The organism is Streptomyces sp. NPDC047525, assembly GCF_040643025.1.
In the GTDB taxonomy this organism is placed as follows: Bacteria; Actinomycetota; Actinomycetes; order Streptomycetales; family Streptomycetaceae; genus Streptomyces; species Streptomyces durmitorensis.
Map to the genome: position 1 here is coordinate 23,798 of NZ_JBEYTL010000017.1, position 14,246 is coordinate 38,043.

General features: G+C 70.2%; 15 protein-coding genes and 1 pseudogene. 13 read left to right on the top strand and 3 right to left on the bottom strand.

Annotation, left to right across the window (positions count from 1 at the left end):
- Positions 1–96 precede the first annotated feature (96 nt).
- The 3 genes from ABZ833_RS35635 to ABZ833_RS35645 are packed head-to-tail and all read left to right on the top strand — an operon-like array spanning position 97 to position 3,108.
- Positions 97–888 carry a lysophospholipid acyltransferase family protein gene (locus tag ABZ833_RS35635; RefSeq protein ID WP_361055835.1) on the top strand — a complete coding sequence of 264 codons (792 nt, stop codon included), beginning with the start codon at positions 97–99 and terminating at the stop codon, positions 886–888.
- A complete protein-coding gene (locus ABZ833_RS35640) occupies positions 885–1,895 on the top strand; it encodes an NAD(P)H-dependent glycerol-3-phosphate dehydrogenase (RefSeq protein WP_361055838.1) in 1,011 nt (336 codons plus the stop codon). Before ABZ833_RS35635 ends, ABZ833_RS35640 begins: the two co-directional genes overlap by 4 nt.
- 34 nt (positions 1,896–1,929) lie before the next feature.
- Positions 1,930–3,108, top strand: a complete 1,179-nt coding sequence (locus ABZ833_RS35645) for a D-alanine--D-alanine ligase family protein (protein ID WP_361055841.1) — start codon at positions 1,930–1,932, stop codon at positions 3,106–3,108.
- 15 nt (positions 3,109–3,123) lie between these two features.
- Here the strand turns inward: ABZ833_RS35645 and ABZ833_RS35650 are convergent, their stop codons facing one another.
- Both ABZ833_RS35650 and ABZ833_RS35655 read right to left on the bottom strand, forming a co-directional pair.
- A complete protein-coding gene (locus ABZ833_RS35650; RefSeq protein ID WP_361056199.1) occupies positions 3,124–3,606 on the bottom strand; it encodes a DUF3515 domain-containing protein in 483 nt (160 codons plus the stop codon).
- A gap of 27 nt (positions 3,607–3,633) precedes the next feature.
- Positions 3,634–3,867 (bottom strand): Lrp/AsnC ligand binding domain-containing protein, encoded by a 234-nt coding sequence (locus ABZ833_RS35655; protein ID WP_016642988.1) that lies wholly within the window; start codon positions 3,865–3,867, stop codon positions 3,634–3,636.
- 209 nt (positions 3,868–4,076) lie between these two features.
- Here ABZ833_RS35655 and ABZ833_RS35660 point away from each other — a divergent pair, with 209 nt between their 5' ends.
- Together ABZ833_RS35660 and ABZ833_RS35665 are read left to right on the top strand one after the other, a co-directional pair.
- Positions 4,077–5,042 carry a thiamine-phosphate kinase gene (locus ABZ833_RS35660; protein ID WP_361055845.1) on the top strand — a complete coding sequence of 322 codons (966 nt, stop codon included), beginning with the start codon at positions 4,077–4,079 and terminating at the stop codon, positions 5,040–5,042.
- Between the two features lie 28 nt (positions 5,043–5,070).
- Positions 5,071–5,525, top strand: a pseudogene (locus ABZ833_RS35665) (bifunctional hydroxymethylpyrimidine kinase/phosphomethylpyrimidine kinase).
- A 105-nt stretch (positions 5,526–5,630) separates the two neighbouring features.
- On the opposite strand, the gene rpmB reads toward ABZ833_RS35665, so the two are convergent.
- On the bottom strand, positions 5,631–5,816 hold the full coding sequence (gene rpmB, locus ABZ833_RS35670; protein WP_160507429.1) for a 50S ribosomal protein L28: 186 nt from the start codon (positions 5,814–5,816) through the stop codon (positions 5,631–5,633).
- A 218-nt stretch (positions 5,817–6,034) separates the two neighbouring features.
- Between rpmB and ABZ833_RS35675 the strand changes: the two genes are divergently transcribed.
- The 8 genes from ABZ833_RS35675 (at position 6,035) to rnc (ending at position 14,216) form a co-directional block, all read left to right on the top strand.
- On the top strand, positions 6,035–7,723 hold the full coding sequence (locus ABZ833_RS35675; RefSeq protein WP_361055849.1) for a DAK2 domain-containing protein: 1,689 nt from the start codon (positions 6,035–6,037) through the stop codon (positions 7,721–7,723).
- Between the two features lie 71 nt (positions 7,724–7,794).
- On the top strand, positions 7,795–10,005 hold the full coding sequence (gene recG, locus ABZ833_RS35680) for an ATP-dependent DNA helicase RecG (protein ID WP_361055852.1): 2,211 nt from the start codon (positions 7,795–7,797) through the stop codon (positions 10,003–10,005).
- 81 nt (positions 10,006–10,086) lie between these two features.
- Entirely contained in the window at positions 10,087–10,680 is a 594-nt protein-coding gene (gene rsmD / locus ABZ833_RS35685; RefSeq protein ID WP_361055855.1) for a 16S rRNA (guanine(966)-N(2))-methyltransferase RsmD, read from the top strand.
- Positions 10,681–10,706: 26 nt separating this feature from the next.
- Positions 10,707–11,186 carry a pantetheine-phosphate adenylyltransferase gene (gene coaD, locus ABZ833_RS35690; protein ID WP_361056201.1) on the top strand — a complete coding sequence of 160 codons (480 nt, stop codon included), beginning with the start codon at positions 10,707–10,709 and terminating at the stop codon, positions 11,184–11,186.
- A 99-nt stretch (positions 11,187–11,285) separates the two neighbouring features.
- The gene (locus tag ABZ833_RS35695; protein WP_361055858.1) at positions 11,286–12,359 is read left to right on the top strand and encodes a cell division initiation protein; all 1,074 of its coding nucleotides are present in this window, start codon (positions 11,286–11,288) and stop codon (positions 12,357–12,359) included.
- 171 nt (positions 12,360–12,530) lie between these two features.
- Complete coding sequence (locus ABZ833_RS35700) at positions 12,531–13,175, top strand: DUF177 domain-containing protein (RefSeq protein WP_361056204.1); 645 nt, start codon at positions 12,531–12,533, stop codon at positions 13,173–13,175.
- A gap of 2 nt (positions 13,176–13,177) precedes the next feature.
- Positions 13,178–13,351: a 50S ribosomal protein L32 gene (gene rpmF / locus ABZ833_RS35705; RefSeq protein WP_003965982.1), complete on the top strand. Its 174-nt coding sequence runs from the start codon at positions 13,178–13,180 to the stop codon at positions 13,349–13,351.
- A 7-nt stretch (positions 13,352–13,358) separates the two neighbouring features.
- Complete coding sequence (gene rnc, locus ABZ833_RS35710) at positions 13,359–14,216, top strand: ribonuclease III (RefSeq protein ID WP_361055861.1); 858 nt, start codon at positions 13,359–13,361, stop codon at positions 14,214–14,216.
- Positions 14,217–14,246: the final 30 nt, after the last annotated feature.

Genomic DNA, 14,246 nt, shown 5'->3' on the forward strand with positions numbered 1-14,246 from the left:
CCGGGCCGCGGGGGCGGGCGTACGGTGTTCTCGACAGACAGGCAGCCTGGGGCGACACTTGTGCGGCCGACCAGGTTCATGGAGGAAGGTGTCCGAGTGTCCCGCCGCAGAATCGGCTTCTGGTACCGCCTGGCGGCGGTCATCGCCAAACCGCCCCTGGTGGTTTTCTTCAAGCGGGACTGGCGAGGAATGGAACACATTCCGGCCGACGGCGGATTCATCACCGCGGTGAATCACAACTCGTATATCGACCCGCTCTCGTACGCGCATTTTCAGTACAACACCGGACGAGTGCCCCGTTTCCTGGCAAAGGACGGCCTTTTCAAGGACGGGTTCGTCGGCAAGGTCATGAAGGGCACGGGCCAGATCCCGGTCTACCGCGAGACCACGAACGCGCTCGACGCCTTCCGTGCCGCGGTCGACGCGATCGACCGCGGTGAGTGCGTGGCGTTCTACCCCGAGGGCACCCTCACCAGGGACCCCGAGATGTGGCCGATGACGGCCAAGTCCGGTGCCGCGCGGGTCGCCCTGCGCACCAAGTGCCCGGTGATCCCCGTCGCGCAGTGGGGCGCCAACCTCGCGCTCCCCCCGTACAGCAAGAAGCTCAGCCTCTTCCCGCGCAAGAAGCTCCAGGTGCTCGCGGGCGAGCCGGTCGACCTCTCGCGCTTCTACGACAAGGAACCCAGCCCCGAGATCCTGCGGGAGGTGACCGAGACCATCATGGCCGCGGTCACCGAACTCCTGGAGGAGATCCGGCACGAGAAGGCCCCCGAGATCCCGTACGACCCGCGCAAGGCGCGGCTCGCGCAACGACGCAAGGCGGCGGACCGCGGCGGTCGCGGCGTCCCCCGGAACACCCCTGAGAACACCACGGAGGACAGCAAGTGACGAACCCGGTGAAGGCCGCCGTCTTCGGAACGGGCTCATGGGGTACTGCCTTCGGCATGGTGCTCGCCGACGCGGGGTGCGATGTCACCCTGTGGGGCCGTCGCGCCGCGCTCGCCGACGCGGTCAACTCCTCGCACAGCAACCCCGACTACCTCCCCGGTGTCGAGCTCCCGGAGAACCTCAGGGCGACCACCGACCCGGCCGAGGCCGCGGCGGGCGCCGACTTCACCGTGCTCGCCGTGCCCTCGCAGACGCTGCGCGGCAACCTCGCCGAGTGGGCGCCGCTGCTCGCCCCCGACACCGTGCTCGTCTCCCTCATGAAGGGCGTCGAGCTGGGCTCCGCGATGCGGATGAGCGAGGTCATCGAGGACGTCACGAAGGTCGCGGCCGACCGGATCGCCGTCGTCACCGGGCCCAACCTCGCCCGCGAGATCGCCGCCAGGCAGCCCGCCGCCGCCGTGGTCGCCTGCCGCGACGAATCGATCGCGCAGCGCCTCCAGACCGCCTGCCACACGCCGTACTTCCGCCCGTACACGAACACGGACGTCGTCGGCTGCGAACTCGGCGGCGCCGTCAAGAACGTCATCGGTCTCGCCGTCGGCATCGCGGACGGCATGGGCCTGGGCGACAACGCCAAGGGCTCGCTCATCACGCGCGGCCTCGCCGAGACCACCCGCCTGGGCCTGGCGATGGGCGCGGACCCGTTGACGTTCTCCGGACTCGCGGGCCTCGGCGACCTGGTGGCCACCTGCTCGTCGCCGCTGTCGCGCAACCACACCTTCGGCACGAACCTCGGCAAGGGCATGACGCTGGAGGAGACCATCGCGGTCACCAAGCAGACCGCCGAGGGCGTCAAGTCCTGTGAGTCGGTCCTCGATCTGGCCCGCAGGCACGGCGTCGACATGCCCATCACCGAGACGGTCGTGGGCATCGTGCACGAGGGCACACCGCCGGTGGTCGCCCTCAAGGAGCTGATGTCGCGCAGCGCCAAGGCCGAGCGCCGCTGACTCTCCGGGGGCCAGCGGGTACCCTCAAGCCGATATGAGCAGCGAGAACCTCCCCCAGAGCCCCCAGCCGAGCACCGAGCAGAGCTCTGAGCTGCCGCTCCGCAAGCCGCGTGTCGCCGTCGTGTTCGGCGGCCGCAGTTCGGAGCACGGCATCTCGGTCGTCACGGCGGGCGCCGTGCTGCGTGCCATCGACCGCACCAAGTACGACGTCCTGCCCATCGGCATCACGACGGACGGCCGCTGGGCCCTGACCGCCGACGATCCCGAGCGCATGGCGATCACCGACCGGCAGGTGCCCAACGTCGACGCGCTCGCCGAGTCGGCCGACGGCGGCGTCGTGATGCCCCTGGACCCGGGCAACCGCGAGGTCGTCTACAGCGAGCCCGGCTCCGTGCCCAAGGCGCTCGGCGAGGTCGACGTCGTCTTCCCGATGCTGCACGGTCCGTACGGCGAGGACGGCACGCTCCAGGGACTCCTCGAGCTCTCCGGAGTGCCCTACGTGGGCGCCGGAGTGCTCGCATCGGCCGTCGGCCAGGACAAGGAGTACATGAAGCGGGTGTTCACCTCCTTCGGGCTGCCCGTCGGCCCGTACCTGGTGATCCGCCCGCGCGAGTGGGACCGCGACCAGGAGGGCGCCCGCAAGAAGATCGCGGAGTTCGCCGGCGACCACGGCTGGCCGCTGTTCATCAAGCCCGCGCGCGGCGGCTCTTCGATGGGCATCACGAAGGTCGCCTCCTTCGAGGGCCTCGACGACGCGATCGAGGAGGCCCGCCGCCACGACCCCAAGATCCTGGTCGAGTCGCTCCTGCGCGGCCGCGAGATCGAGTGCGGGGTCCTGGAGTTCGAGGACGGGCCGCGCGCGAGCGTGCCCGCCGAGATCCCGCCGGTGCAGTCGCACGACTACTACGACTTCGAGGCGAAGTACATCGACTCGACGCCCGGGATCGTGCCCGCCCCGCTGACGCCCGAGCAGACCGCCGAGATCCAGCGGCTCGCCGTCGACGCCTTCGAGGCCACGTCCTGCGAGGGCCTGGTGCGCGCGGACTTCTTCCTCACCGAGGACGGGTTCGTCATCAACGAGATCAACACGATGCCGGGCTTCACGCCCATCTCGATGTACCCGAAGATGTGGGAAGCGAGCGGCGTCAGCTACCCGGAGCTGGTGGACCGCCTCGTCCAGGCGGCCCTCAACCGGTCCACAGGGCTGCGCTAGCACCCCGTACGGCGCCTACGCGATCCCCTTGGGGATCGACTTCTTGACGGGGGCGGCGAAGTCCGTCAGCGGGCTCACGCCGCTTCCCGCGCGCTCCTTGGGCAGCGTCACCTCCACGTACGCCTTGCGCAGCGTGGAGGTGAAGCGGAACGACCCGTCGTCCTGCTCCTCGATCAGCCAGTTGACGCCGTCCGCCGTCACGCCGTCCGCCTCGGGGTTGTTCATCTCGGACGGCCTGGCGACACCGCAGCGCAGTATGATCGCCGGGTCTCCCCACCCGGCGGTCAGCTCGGACTTCGGCTCGGGATCAGCGCGCCCAAGACCGTCCACCTTCTTCGGCAGCTGCTTGTCCAGGTTCCGGCACAGTTCGGTGACCTTGCCGTCCGGGGTGGGAACCGCAGCCTTCACTGCTTCGTCTGCTGAGGAGCAGCCCGCGGACGCGATCAGGAGTGCGAGGGCGGGGGCCGAGACGAGGCAGCGACGCCGGCGACGGGAAATCTTCACCGGCCAAGGGTAAGACGGGGGCTAGAGGTGCACGACGGGGCAGGTCAGGGTGCGGGTGATGCCGTCCACTTGCTGGACTTTGGCGACCACCATGCGGCCGAGTTCGTCCACCGTGTCCGCCTGGGCGCGCACGATGACATCGTAGGGTCCGGTCACGTCCTCGGCCTGGATGACTCCTGGGATCTTGCCGATCAGCTCGGCGACGGTCGACGCCTTGCCGACCTCTGTTTGGATCAGGATGTACGCCTGTACCACGGAACCTCCAGGGCGGCCACGAGGATCATGTGGGGAGAAGGGACGCCACGGTACCGCGTCGCCGCTTCCCACGGGGAGACCCGGGGGAGCTGTGGCGCGCACATCGCGGTGGACGGGCAACAGAAGTTGACGGTCATCTCGACCGTACCTATGACAGTGAAGGCTCGCGACCGCAAGCCGAGCAGCGTGAAAGGGCATGGTGAGTCCCGGTGAAGGGAACCGTCGGCGAGTTGGGGGAGTTCGGGCTCATCAGGGAACTCACCTCTCGGCTCACCACCACCCCGGCCGTCCGGCTCGGCCCGGGTGACGACGCCGCCGTCGTGTCGGCTCCCGACCGCAGGGTCGTGGCGAGCACCGACATCCTCCTTGAAGGGCGGCACTTCCGCCGCGACTGGTCCACCGCGTACGACGTGGGCCGCAAGGCCGCCGCGCAGAACCTCGCGGACATCGCCGCGATGGGCGCCGTGCCGACCGCGCTCCTGCTCGGCCTGGTCGTCCCCGCCGAACTCCCCGCCAGCTGGCCCACCGAGCTCATGGACGGCCTGCGGGACGAATGCCAGGTCGCGGGAGCGGCCGTCGTGGGCGGCGACGTCGTACGCGGCGACACGATCACCGTCGCGATCACCGCGCTCGGCGATCTGCGCAACCACGAGCCGGTGACCCGCGCTGGCGCACAGCCCGGCGATGTCGTCGCCGTCACCGGCTGGTTGGGCTGGTCCGCCGCCGGACACGCGGTGCTCTCGCGCGGCTTCCGCTCGCCCCGCGCCTTCGTGGAGGCCCACCGCAGGCCCGAACCGCCGTACCACGCGGGCCCCGCGGCCGCCGGCCTCGGCGCCACCTCGATGACGGACGTGAGCGACGGGCTCATCGCCGACCTCGGGCACATCGCCGATGCGAGCAAGGTGCGCATCGACATCCGCTCCGGGGACGTCGACGTGCCCTCCCAGATGAACGACATCGGCCAGGCCGTCGGCGTCGACCCGCTGCAGTGGGTGCTCAACGGCGGCGAGGACCACGCGATCGTGGCGACGTTCCCGCCGGACGTGAAGCTGCCCGCCCGCTGGAAGGTCATCGGCGAGGTCCTGAACCCCTCGGCCCTGCCGCAGGTGACCGTCGACGGCGCGCCCTGGACCAGTAAGGGCTGGGACCACTTCGGCGACAACCTCGAGGACTGAGCATGACCGTGCCGCGCCCCCGCGCGTCCTGACCGTCGCGGGATCCGACTCCGGCGGCGGCGCGGGCATCCAGGCCGACTTGAAGACGATGCTGGCGCTCGCACGCACGGCATGAGCGTCGTCACGGCCGTCACCGCGCAGAACTCCCTTGGCGTACAGGGCTTTTGGGAGCTGCCGGTGGAAGCGGTGCGCGCGCGGTACCGCAGCGTCGTCGACGACATCGGCGTCCAGGCCGTCAAGACCGGCATGCTGGCATCGGCCGAACTGGTCGAGGCGGTGGCCGAGTTGATCGCGGGCACGGACGCACCCTCGGTCGTCGACCCGGGAGGACGGGATGCGGTGGACCTGCTCACCGACGGCTCCGACGAGCACTGGCTGCGGGCGCCCCGCCACGACAACCGCCACACGCACGGCACGGGCTGCACCCTCGCCGGCGGGATCGGGCCCGTGGATCATGGGTGGCGGTTCAAGATCCCGCTATGAAGTGCTGGGGACACCCGAAGAAGTGCTGTGGGCACACGAAAGAGCCGGTCCCCCGAAGGGGGCCAGCTCTTTCAGCAACCAGCTAGGTGGCCGCGCTTACTTGCGTCAGCGCGAGACCTTGCCGGCCTTGATGCACGAGGTGCAGGCGTTGAGCCGCTTCGGCGTCCCGCTGACCACGGCACGAACGCGCTGGATGTTCGGGTTCCAGCGACGGGACGTACGGCGGTGAGAGTGCGAGATGTTGTTGCCGAAGCTCGGCCCCTTGCCGCAGACGTCGCAGTTGGCAGCCACGGGTCACTCCAAGACTTCAGATGCACTTACGGTTAATCCCGGCATGCCGGGATCAGTGCAATGATCGTGGGTGGCGTTGCCAGGAGGAAGGTCCCGATGGGTATCGGGCAACCGGAGCAGCATACAACGACTGCTTCGGTAGAACGAAACTACCATGTCTGGCCCCGGCCCCGCCCCGGGCCCTTCGCCCGTCCCGGTCTACGCTGCGTCCATTCCGGATGCCCTTAGGAGGCGAGCAGGTGCCGCAGAACCTCGACGCCGTCGCGGTGCGCGCCTGGTGCGGCCTCGCTCTGGACGCCCTGGGACGGGCCCGCGAGGAGATCGACGCGATCAACGTCTATCCGGTCGCGGACGGGGACACCGGAACCAATCTCTACCTGACCGTGGAATCGGCGTCCCAGGCGGTCGACGCGGTCTTCACGGGCCTTGAGCCGGCCCGCCCCGCCCTGGCCGAGGCCGCGCGGGCGATGGCGCACGGCGCGCTGATCGGGGCCCGCGGGAACTCGGGCACCATCCTGTCGCAGCTGCTGCGGGGGATGGCGCAGGTGCTCGGCGCCGACCGTGACACCGATCACGCCGACGGCCAGGCCCTGGCGCTCGCGCTGCGGCGGGCCGCCGAGTCGGCCTACCAGGCGGTCGCACATCCCGTGGAGGGCACCGTCCTGACGGTGGCCGCCGCCGCTGCCGACGCGGCCTCCGGCGCCGACGGCGACTGCGGGGCGGTGGCGCGGGCCGCGTACGACGGAGCGTGCCGGGCGCTCGACGCGACGCCGGAGCAGCTCGCGGTGCTCGGGCGCGCGGGAGTGGTGGACGCCGGAGGGCGCGGGCTCGTGGCGGTGCTCGGGGCTCTGGTGGGGGCCCTGTCGGGCGGGACGGCCTCCCCGTACGTGAAGACGGCCGGTTCGGGCGGCCACGCGCGCGTGGAGCTCGCGGAGCCCCTTGAGTGCCAGGACAACCCGGCGGACGCCGCCGCGCCCGCGCCTGCCCCCGCCTTCGAGGTGATCTACCTCCTGGAAGCCGACGACACGGCCGTCGCACGGCTGCGGAGGCGGCTCGACGGGCTCGGTGACTCGCTCGTCGTCGTCGGCGGGGACGGGCTGTGGAACGTCCACGTCCATGTGGACGACGCCGGGGCGGCCGTCGAGGCGGGCGTCGAGGCGGGGCGGCCCCACCGCATCCGCATCACCCACTTCGGGGTGGGCGACGCGCACACCGCGGGCGCCGCGCAGCCGCCCCGGGAACGCACGCAGCGCGCGATCGTCGCCGTCGTGCCGGGGGAGGGGCTCGCCGGTCTCTACGCCGATGCCGGGGCGACCACCGTGCCCACGCGGCCCGGGGAGCCGCCCGCCAGCGGGGAACTCGTCGAGGCGATCCGGCACGCCCACGCGCGCGAGGTGGTGCTCCTGCCGAACGACGGCGAGCTGCGCCACACCGCTGCCGCCGCCGCGGAACAGGCCCGTACCGAAGGGGTGCGCGTCGCGCTGATCCCCACCCGGTCCGCGGTCCAGGGCATCGCGGCGCTGGCCGTGCACGAGCCGGACCGCCGCTTCGACGAGGACGTGGTCGCGATGACCTCGGCGGCCGGAGCGACCCGGTACGCCGAACTGGCCGTCGCCGAGCGGCAGTCGTGGACCATGGCGGGCATCTGCCAGGCCGGTGACGTCCTCGGCCTGATCGACGGCGATGTCGCGGTGATCGGCGACGACGCCACACGCACCGCGCGCTCCGTCCTCGACCGGATGCTGGCCGCGGGCGGCGAGATGGTCACGCTGGTGCTCGGCGACGACGTGCCGGACAGCCTCGGCGAGCAGCTGGAGAAGCATGTGCGCGAGGTGCATCTGGCGGTCGACACGGTGGTCTACCGCGGGGGACGCCAGTCGGCGCTGCTGCTGATCGGCGTGGAGTAGCCGCCGCGTTCAGCCTTCCTGACCAGCGGATTTCAGGGACGTACGCCGAATTGTCAGTGGCGTGGTGTGCAATGGATCTCGTGCCCGCGCTCGAAGAACCCCTGAAGAAAGTGGTCGGTCCCGCCACCGCGAAGGTGATGGCCGAGCACCTGGACCTGCACACCGTCGGCGACCTGCTGCACCACTACCCGCGGAGGTACGCGGAGCGTGGCGAGCTCACCCGCCTCGCCGACCTGCCGCTCGACGAGCACGTCACGGTGGTCGCCCAGGTCGCCACGGCGCGCATCCTGACGTTCAACGGCGGCAGGGGCCAGCGCCTCGAAGTGACGATCACCGACGGCAGCGGCCAGCTCCAGCTGGTCTTCTTCGGCCGCGGCATCCACAAGCCGCACAAGGACCTGCTGCCCGGCACGCGCGCGATGTTCGCGGGCAAGGCATCCGTCTTCAACCGCAAGATGCAGCTCGCACACCCGGCGTACGAACTCCTGAAGGGCGACCCGGACAACGCGGGCGAGGCCGTGGACTCCTGGGCGGGCGCCCTCATCCCGATCTATCCGGCCACCGCCAAGCTGGAGTCCTGGAAGATCGCCAAGTCGGTCGACGCGGTCCTGCCCAGCGCCCAGGAGGCCGTCGACCCGCTGCCGCCGAGCCTGCGCGACGGCCGTGAGCTCATCCCGCTCCCCGAGGCGCTCCTGAAGATCCACCGCCCGCACACCAAGGCGGACATCGAATCCGCCCGCGACCGCCTCAAGTGGGACGAGGCCTTCGTCCTCCAGGTGGCCCTGGCCCGCCGGAGGTACGCGGACGCGCAGCTCCCCGCGATCGCCCGCCGCCCCCGCGACGGCGGCCTGCTCGACGCCTTCGACGCCAAGCTGCCCTTCACGCTCACCGAGGGCCAGGAGAAGGTCTCCAAGGAGATCTTCGACGACCTGGCGACCGAGCACCCGATGCACCGCCTCCTCCAGGGAGAGGTGGGCTCCGGCAAGACGATGGTGGCCCTGCGCGCCATGCTCGCCGTCGTGGACGCGGGCGGGCAGGCCGCGATGCTCGCGCCCACCGAGGTCCTCGCCCAGCAGCATCACCGCTCGATCACCGAGATGATGGGCGAGCTTGCCGAGGGCGGCATGCTCGGCGGCTCGGACCAGGGCACGAAGGTCACGCTGCTCACCGGCTCCATGGGCATGGCCGCCCGGCGCCAGGCCCTGCTCGACCTGGTCACCGGCGAGGCCGGGATCGTCATCGGCACGCACGCGCTGATCGAGGACAAGGTCCAGTTCCACGACCTGGGCCTGGTCGTCGTCGACGAACAGCACCGCTTCGGGGTCGAGCAGCGCGACGCCCTGCGCGGCAAGGGCAAGCAGCCCCCGCACCTCCTCGTCATGACGGCCACGCCCATCCCGCGGACGGTCGCGATGACGGTCTTCGGCGACCTGGAGACCTCGGTCCTCGACCAGCTCCCCGCTGGCCGCTCGCCGATCGCCACCCATGTCGTCCCCGCCGAGGACAAGCCCCACTTCCTGGCGCGCGCCTGGGAGCGCGTGCGCGAGGAGGTCGAGAACGGCCATCAGGCATACGTGGTCTGCCCCCGGATCGGCGACGACGTCGACGAAGCCGCCGACCCGAAGAAGGCCAAGAAGAAGGCCGAGGAGGAGGCGACCGCCGAGAAGCGGCCCCCGCTCGCCGTCATCGAGGTCGCCGAGCAGCTCGCCCGCGGTCCGCTGAGCGGCCTCACGGTGGAGGTCCTGCACGGCCGCATGCAGCCCGACGACAAGGACGCGGTGATGCGCCGCTTCGCCGCGGGCGAGACCCAGGTCCTGGTCGCGACGACGGTCATCGAGGTCGGTGTGAACGTCCCGAACGCCACCGCCATGGTGATCATGGACGCGGACCGCTTCGGCGTATCGCAGCTGCATCAGCTGCGCGGCCGCGTCGGCCGTGGCTCGGCCCCCGGCCTCTGCCTCCTGGTCACCGACATGCCCGAGGCGAGCCCCGCCCGCGCCCGCCTGGGCGCCGTGGCCGCGACGCTCGACGGCTTCGAGCTCTCCCGGATCGACCTGGAGCAGCGCCGCGAGGGCGACGTACTGGGCCAGGCGCAGTCCGGTGTCCGCTCCAGCCTGCGCATGCTCGCGGTCATCGAGGACGAGGAGATCATCGCCGAGGCCCGCGAGGAGGCCGTCGCCGTGGTCTCCAAGGACCCTGACCTTGAGCACCTGCCCGAGCTGCGCACGGCCCTGGACGCCCTCCTGGACGACGAGCGCGAGCGCTACTTGGACAAGGGCTGACAAGGGCTGACAGGCAGCGGGGGCGCAGGGGCTGAGAGACTGAGCCCGGATCTTCCCGTACGTACACCGACAAGGACTCAGATGACCCGCGTGATCGCCGGTGTGGCCGGCGGACGTCGCCTCGCCGTCCCGCCCGGAAACGGCACACGGCCCACGTCCGACCGAGCGCGCGAGGGCCTGTTCTCCACCTGGCAGGCCTTGCAGGGCACGCTCGACGAGGCGCGCGTCCTCGACCTGTACGCGGGGTCCGGCGCCATCGGCCTCGAAGCGCTCTCGCGCGGCGCGGGCCACGCCCTGCTCGTCGAGGCCGACACCGGCGCGGTGCGCACCATCAGGGCGAACGTGAAGTCCATCGGCCTGCCCGGCGCCGAGGTCAGGGCGGGCAAAGCGGCCCAGATCGTCCAGGGCGGCACCCCCACGGCCCCGTACGACCTGGTCTTCCTCGACCCTCCGTACGCCGTCACCGATGACGATCTTCGCGAGATCCTGCTCACACTCCGGGCGGAACGCTGGCTCACGGGCGATGCGCTCGTCACCGTTGAACGCAGTACCAGAGGCGGAGAATTCTGCTGGCCCGACGGCTTCGAGGCACTGAGGTCCCGTCGCTACGGCGAAGGCACGTTTTGGTACGGTCGCGCCGCCTCTACGTGCGACGACTCAGTGATCGCGCCATGACCGGACCGGAGAGCGAGGGACTTCAGTTGCGCCGCGCCGTCTGTCCGGGGTCATTCGACCCCATCACCAATGGACACCTCGACATCATCGCCCGCGCCTCCAGGCTGTACGACGTGGTGCACGTCGCGGTGATGATCAATCAGTCGAAGAAGGGCCTGTTCTCCGTCGAGGAGCGGATCGAGCTGATCCGTGAGGTCACCGCCGACTTCGGGAACGTCGAGGTCGAGTCCTTCCACGGCCTTCTCGTCGACTTCTGCAAGCAGCGCGACATCCCGGCCATCGTCAAGGGCCTGCGCGCGGTCAGCGATTTCGACTACGAACTGCAGATGGCCCAGATGAACAACGGCCTCTCGGGCGTCGAGACCCTGTTCGTGCCCACCAACCCCACCTACAGCTTCCTCTCCTCCTCGCTGGTCAAGGAGGTGGCAGCCTGGGGCGGCGACGTCGCCCACCTGCTGCCGCCGCTCGTCCACGAGGCGCTCGTCGAACGCCTGGGCAAGAAGTGACCCACTGACAGTTCGTCACCCGGTGTCGGGCGGTCGGCCACTGGCCTTACAGTCGTCCCGTCCGTCTCCAAACCAGCTGTAGAGAGTGGCGAGCACACGGTGGACGTGCAGAAGAAGATCGACGAGATCGTCGAGGCGGTCGGCAGTGCCCGGTCCATGCCCATGTCGGCCTCGTGCGTGGTCAACCGCGCCGATCTCCTGTCGATGCTCGAAGAGGTGCGCCAGGCGCTGCCCGGCTCCCTCGCCCAGGCCCAGGAGCTCATCGGCGGCCGCGAGCAGCTGGTCGAGCAGGCCCGCCAGGAGGCGGACCGCATCATCGAGACCGCGCACGCCGAGCGCGGCTCGCTGATCTCCGACACGGAGGTCGCCCGCAATTCCCAGGGCGAGGCCGCACGCATCCTCGCCGAGGCCCGGCAGGCCGCCGACGAGGTCCGAGTCGAGGCCGACGACTACGTGGACAGCAAGCTGGCCAACTTCGAGGTCGTCCTCACCAAGACCCTCGGCTCCGTCGGCCGCGGCCGCGAGAAGCTCCTCGGCACAGGACCCGGCCTCGACGAGCAGGGCTACGAGGACGAGGACGCCCCGCAGCGCAGCATGGACCCCGAGACGCTGCGCCGGGACGCGGACGCGTACGTCGACGCCAAGCTCGGCGCCTTCGAGGCGGTCCTGGCCAAGACCCTGGAGGCGGTCGGCCGCGGCCGTCAGACCCTGCACGGCCGTGCGCCCGCCGACGACCTCGCGGGCCTTGCCGAGGGCCTCGGGTCCCAGGCACACACCACGGACGCCGAGTACCTCGCGGGCCTCACCGACCCCACGGCCCCCGCGGCCCCCGCCCCGGAGGCCCCGCAGCCGCCCCAGGCACCCCCGCAGATCCCCGTGCAGCAGCCGTACGCCCCGCCCCAGCAGGAGCCGGACCCGTACGCCTACCAGCAGCAGGATCAGTACGCCTACCAGCAGCAGTACGCCCAGCAGGATCCGTACGGCTACCAGCAGCAGGATCCGTACGGCTACCCGCAGCAGGGATACGACCAGGCGGCCCAGCAGCAGGGGTACGGGGACCCGCAGCAGCAGCAGCACCAGCAGCAGGCCCCCGGGGTGCTCGACGAGACCAGTCTCTTCGACACCGGCATGATCACCGCGGAGCAGCTGCGCCAGTACGAACAGGGCCGCTAGCCCTTGCCCCGAGGCCTGTCCGGGACCGGATTGGGCCGAGAGCGAATGGTCCAGTATCCTGGCTCTTCGGTCGCGCGTACGTCCGCGATCCAGGCTGCCCGGCTAGTGAGCGAAGCTCACGACGGGGGCGGCCCTCCTTGAACTTCCCAGGATTCGAAAGCAGGAAAAGCCCTGAGTGCTCGCCTTGACCACCGAAACCCACTCGTGTTCGACACACACGAGCTGGGTCGGCGTCCCGGTGCGCTGCAGCGGCTGACCCGTTCCATCGAGGCCCCCGGTTCGCCGGACGTCTTCGGTATCGACGGGGTCATCGGAGTGCCGGCAGGTGCTCCGGTCGAGCTGGAGATCCGTCTTGAGTCGGTCATGGAAGGTGTGCTTGTCACAGGCACCGCCCGTGCGTCGGCCGAGGGGGAGTGCGTAAGGTGTCTGGAGCCGCTGAAGCTTGAGGTGGACGCGGACTTCCAGGAGATGTTCTCGTACCCTGACGCCGACGACCGGAGCCGCACCGCGGAACCGGCCGACGACGCCGAGGAGGATGAGGACAGGCTCTATCTCGAGGACGGCTTGTTCGACCTCGAACCCGCGCTGCGTGACGCGGTAGTGCTCGCACTGCCGATGCAGCCGGTGTGCCGGGACGACTGTCCGGGCCTGTGTTCCCAGTGCGGAGCACGGCTCGCGGACGACCCGGACCATCACCATGACGCCGTCGACATTCGTTGGGCGGCATTGCAGGGACTCGCCGGGACCATCCAGGACGGCGAGAAGGACGACGTGAGCGGCGCCGAAGCCGGCGTCGACGAGAAGCAGGAGAAGTAGCCGTGGCTGTTCCGAAGCGGAAGATGTCGCGCAGCAACACGCGCCACCGCCGGTCGCAGTGGAAGGCTGCGGTCCCCACTCTGGTTTCGTGTGAGCGTTGCCAGGAGCCGAAGCTGCAGCACATCGCGTGCCCGAGCTGCGGCACGTACAACAAGCGCCAGGTCCTCGAGGTCTGAGCGGCTGGTGAGAGGCACCGTGTCTAGCCACAAAATGGCGGATGACGCCAAGGCGGAAAACGCCAAGAAGCAGGCGGAAAACACGGCCTCGTCCCACACGCTTTTGGAAGGGCGGCTCGGGTATAGACTCGAGTCCGCCCTTCTGGTGCGTGCACTGACCCACCGTTCGTACGCGTACGAGAACGGCGGTCTGCCGACGAATGAACGGCTCGAGTTCCTCGGGGACTCGGTGCTTGGACTCGTCGTCACGGACACGCTCTATCGCACCCACCCCGACCTGCCCGAAGGCCAGCTGGCCAAGTTGCGGGCCGCGGTGGTCAATTCGCGTGCGTTGGCGGAGGTCAGTCGTGGCCTCGAACTCGGTCTCTTCATCCGGCTCGGCCGGGGCGAAGAGGGCACGGGTGGCCGGGACAAGGCATCCATCCTCGCCGACACCCTTGAAGCGGTGATCGGCGCGGTCTATCTGGACCAGGGTCTGGACGCGGCGGGCGAGCTGGTGCACCGGCTCTTCGATCCGCTGATCGAGAAGTCCTCGAACCTGGGCGCGGGCCTGGACTGGAAAACCAGCCTCCAGGAGCTCACCGCGACCGAGAGCCTCGGTGTTCCCGAGTACCTCGTCACGGAGAGCGGCCCGGACCACGAGAAGACCTTTACTGCTGCCGCCCGCGTCGGAGGCGTCTCGTACGGCACCGGCACCGGCCGCAGCAAGAAGGAAGCGGAGCAGCAGGCCGCGGAGTCCGCGTGGCGCGAGATTCGCGCTGCCGCGGATGAGCGGATCAAGGCGGCGGAGGTTTCCGCCGCCGCCACCGCTGCTGCTCCCGCTGCCGCGGAGGTTGACGGGGCTGCCGAAGCTTCGTCTGCCTGAACCGCTTTACTGTTGGTGCCGGTCGCCCTT

Bases quoted from the DNA above. Each gene is read 5' to 3' on its own strand.
- recG (WP_361055852.1), top strand. From the start codon at position 7,795: ATGGATCTCGTGCCCGCGCTCGAAGAACCCCTGAAGAAAGTGGTCGGT.
- ABZ833_RS35645 (WP_361055841.1), top strand. From the start codon at position 1,930: ATGAGCAGCGAGAACCTCCCCCAGAGCCCCCAGCCGAGCACCGAGCAG.
- ABZ833_RS35675 (WP_361055849.1), top strand. From the start codon at position 6,035: ATGCCCTTAGGAGGCGAGCAGGTGCCGCAGAACCTCGACGCCGTCGCG.
- rsmD (WP_361055855.1), top strand. From the start codon at position 10,087: ATGACCCGCGTGATCGCCGGTGTGGCCGGCGGACGTCGCCTCGCCGTC.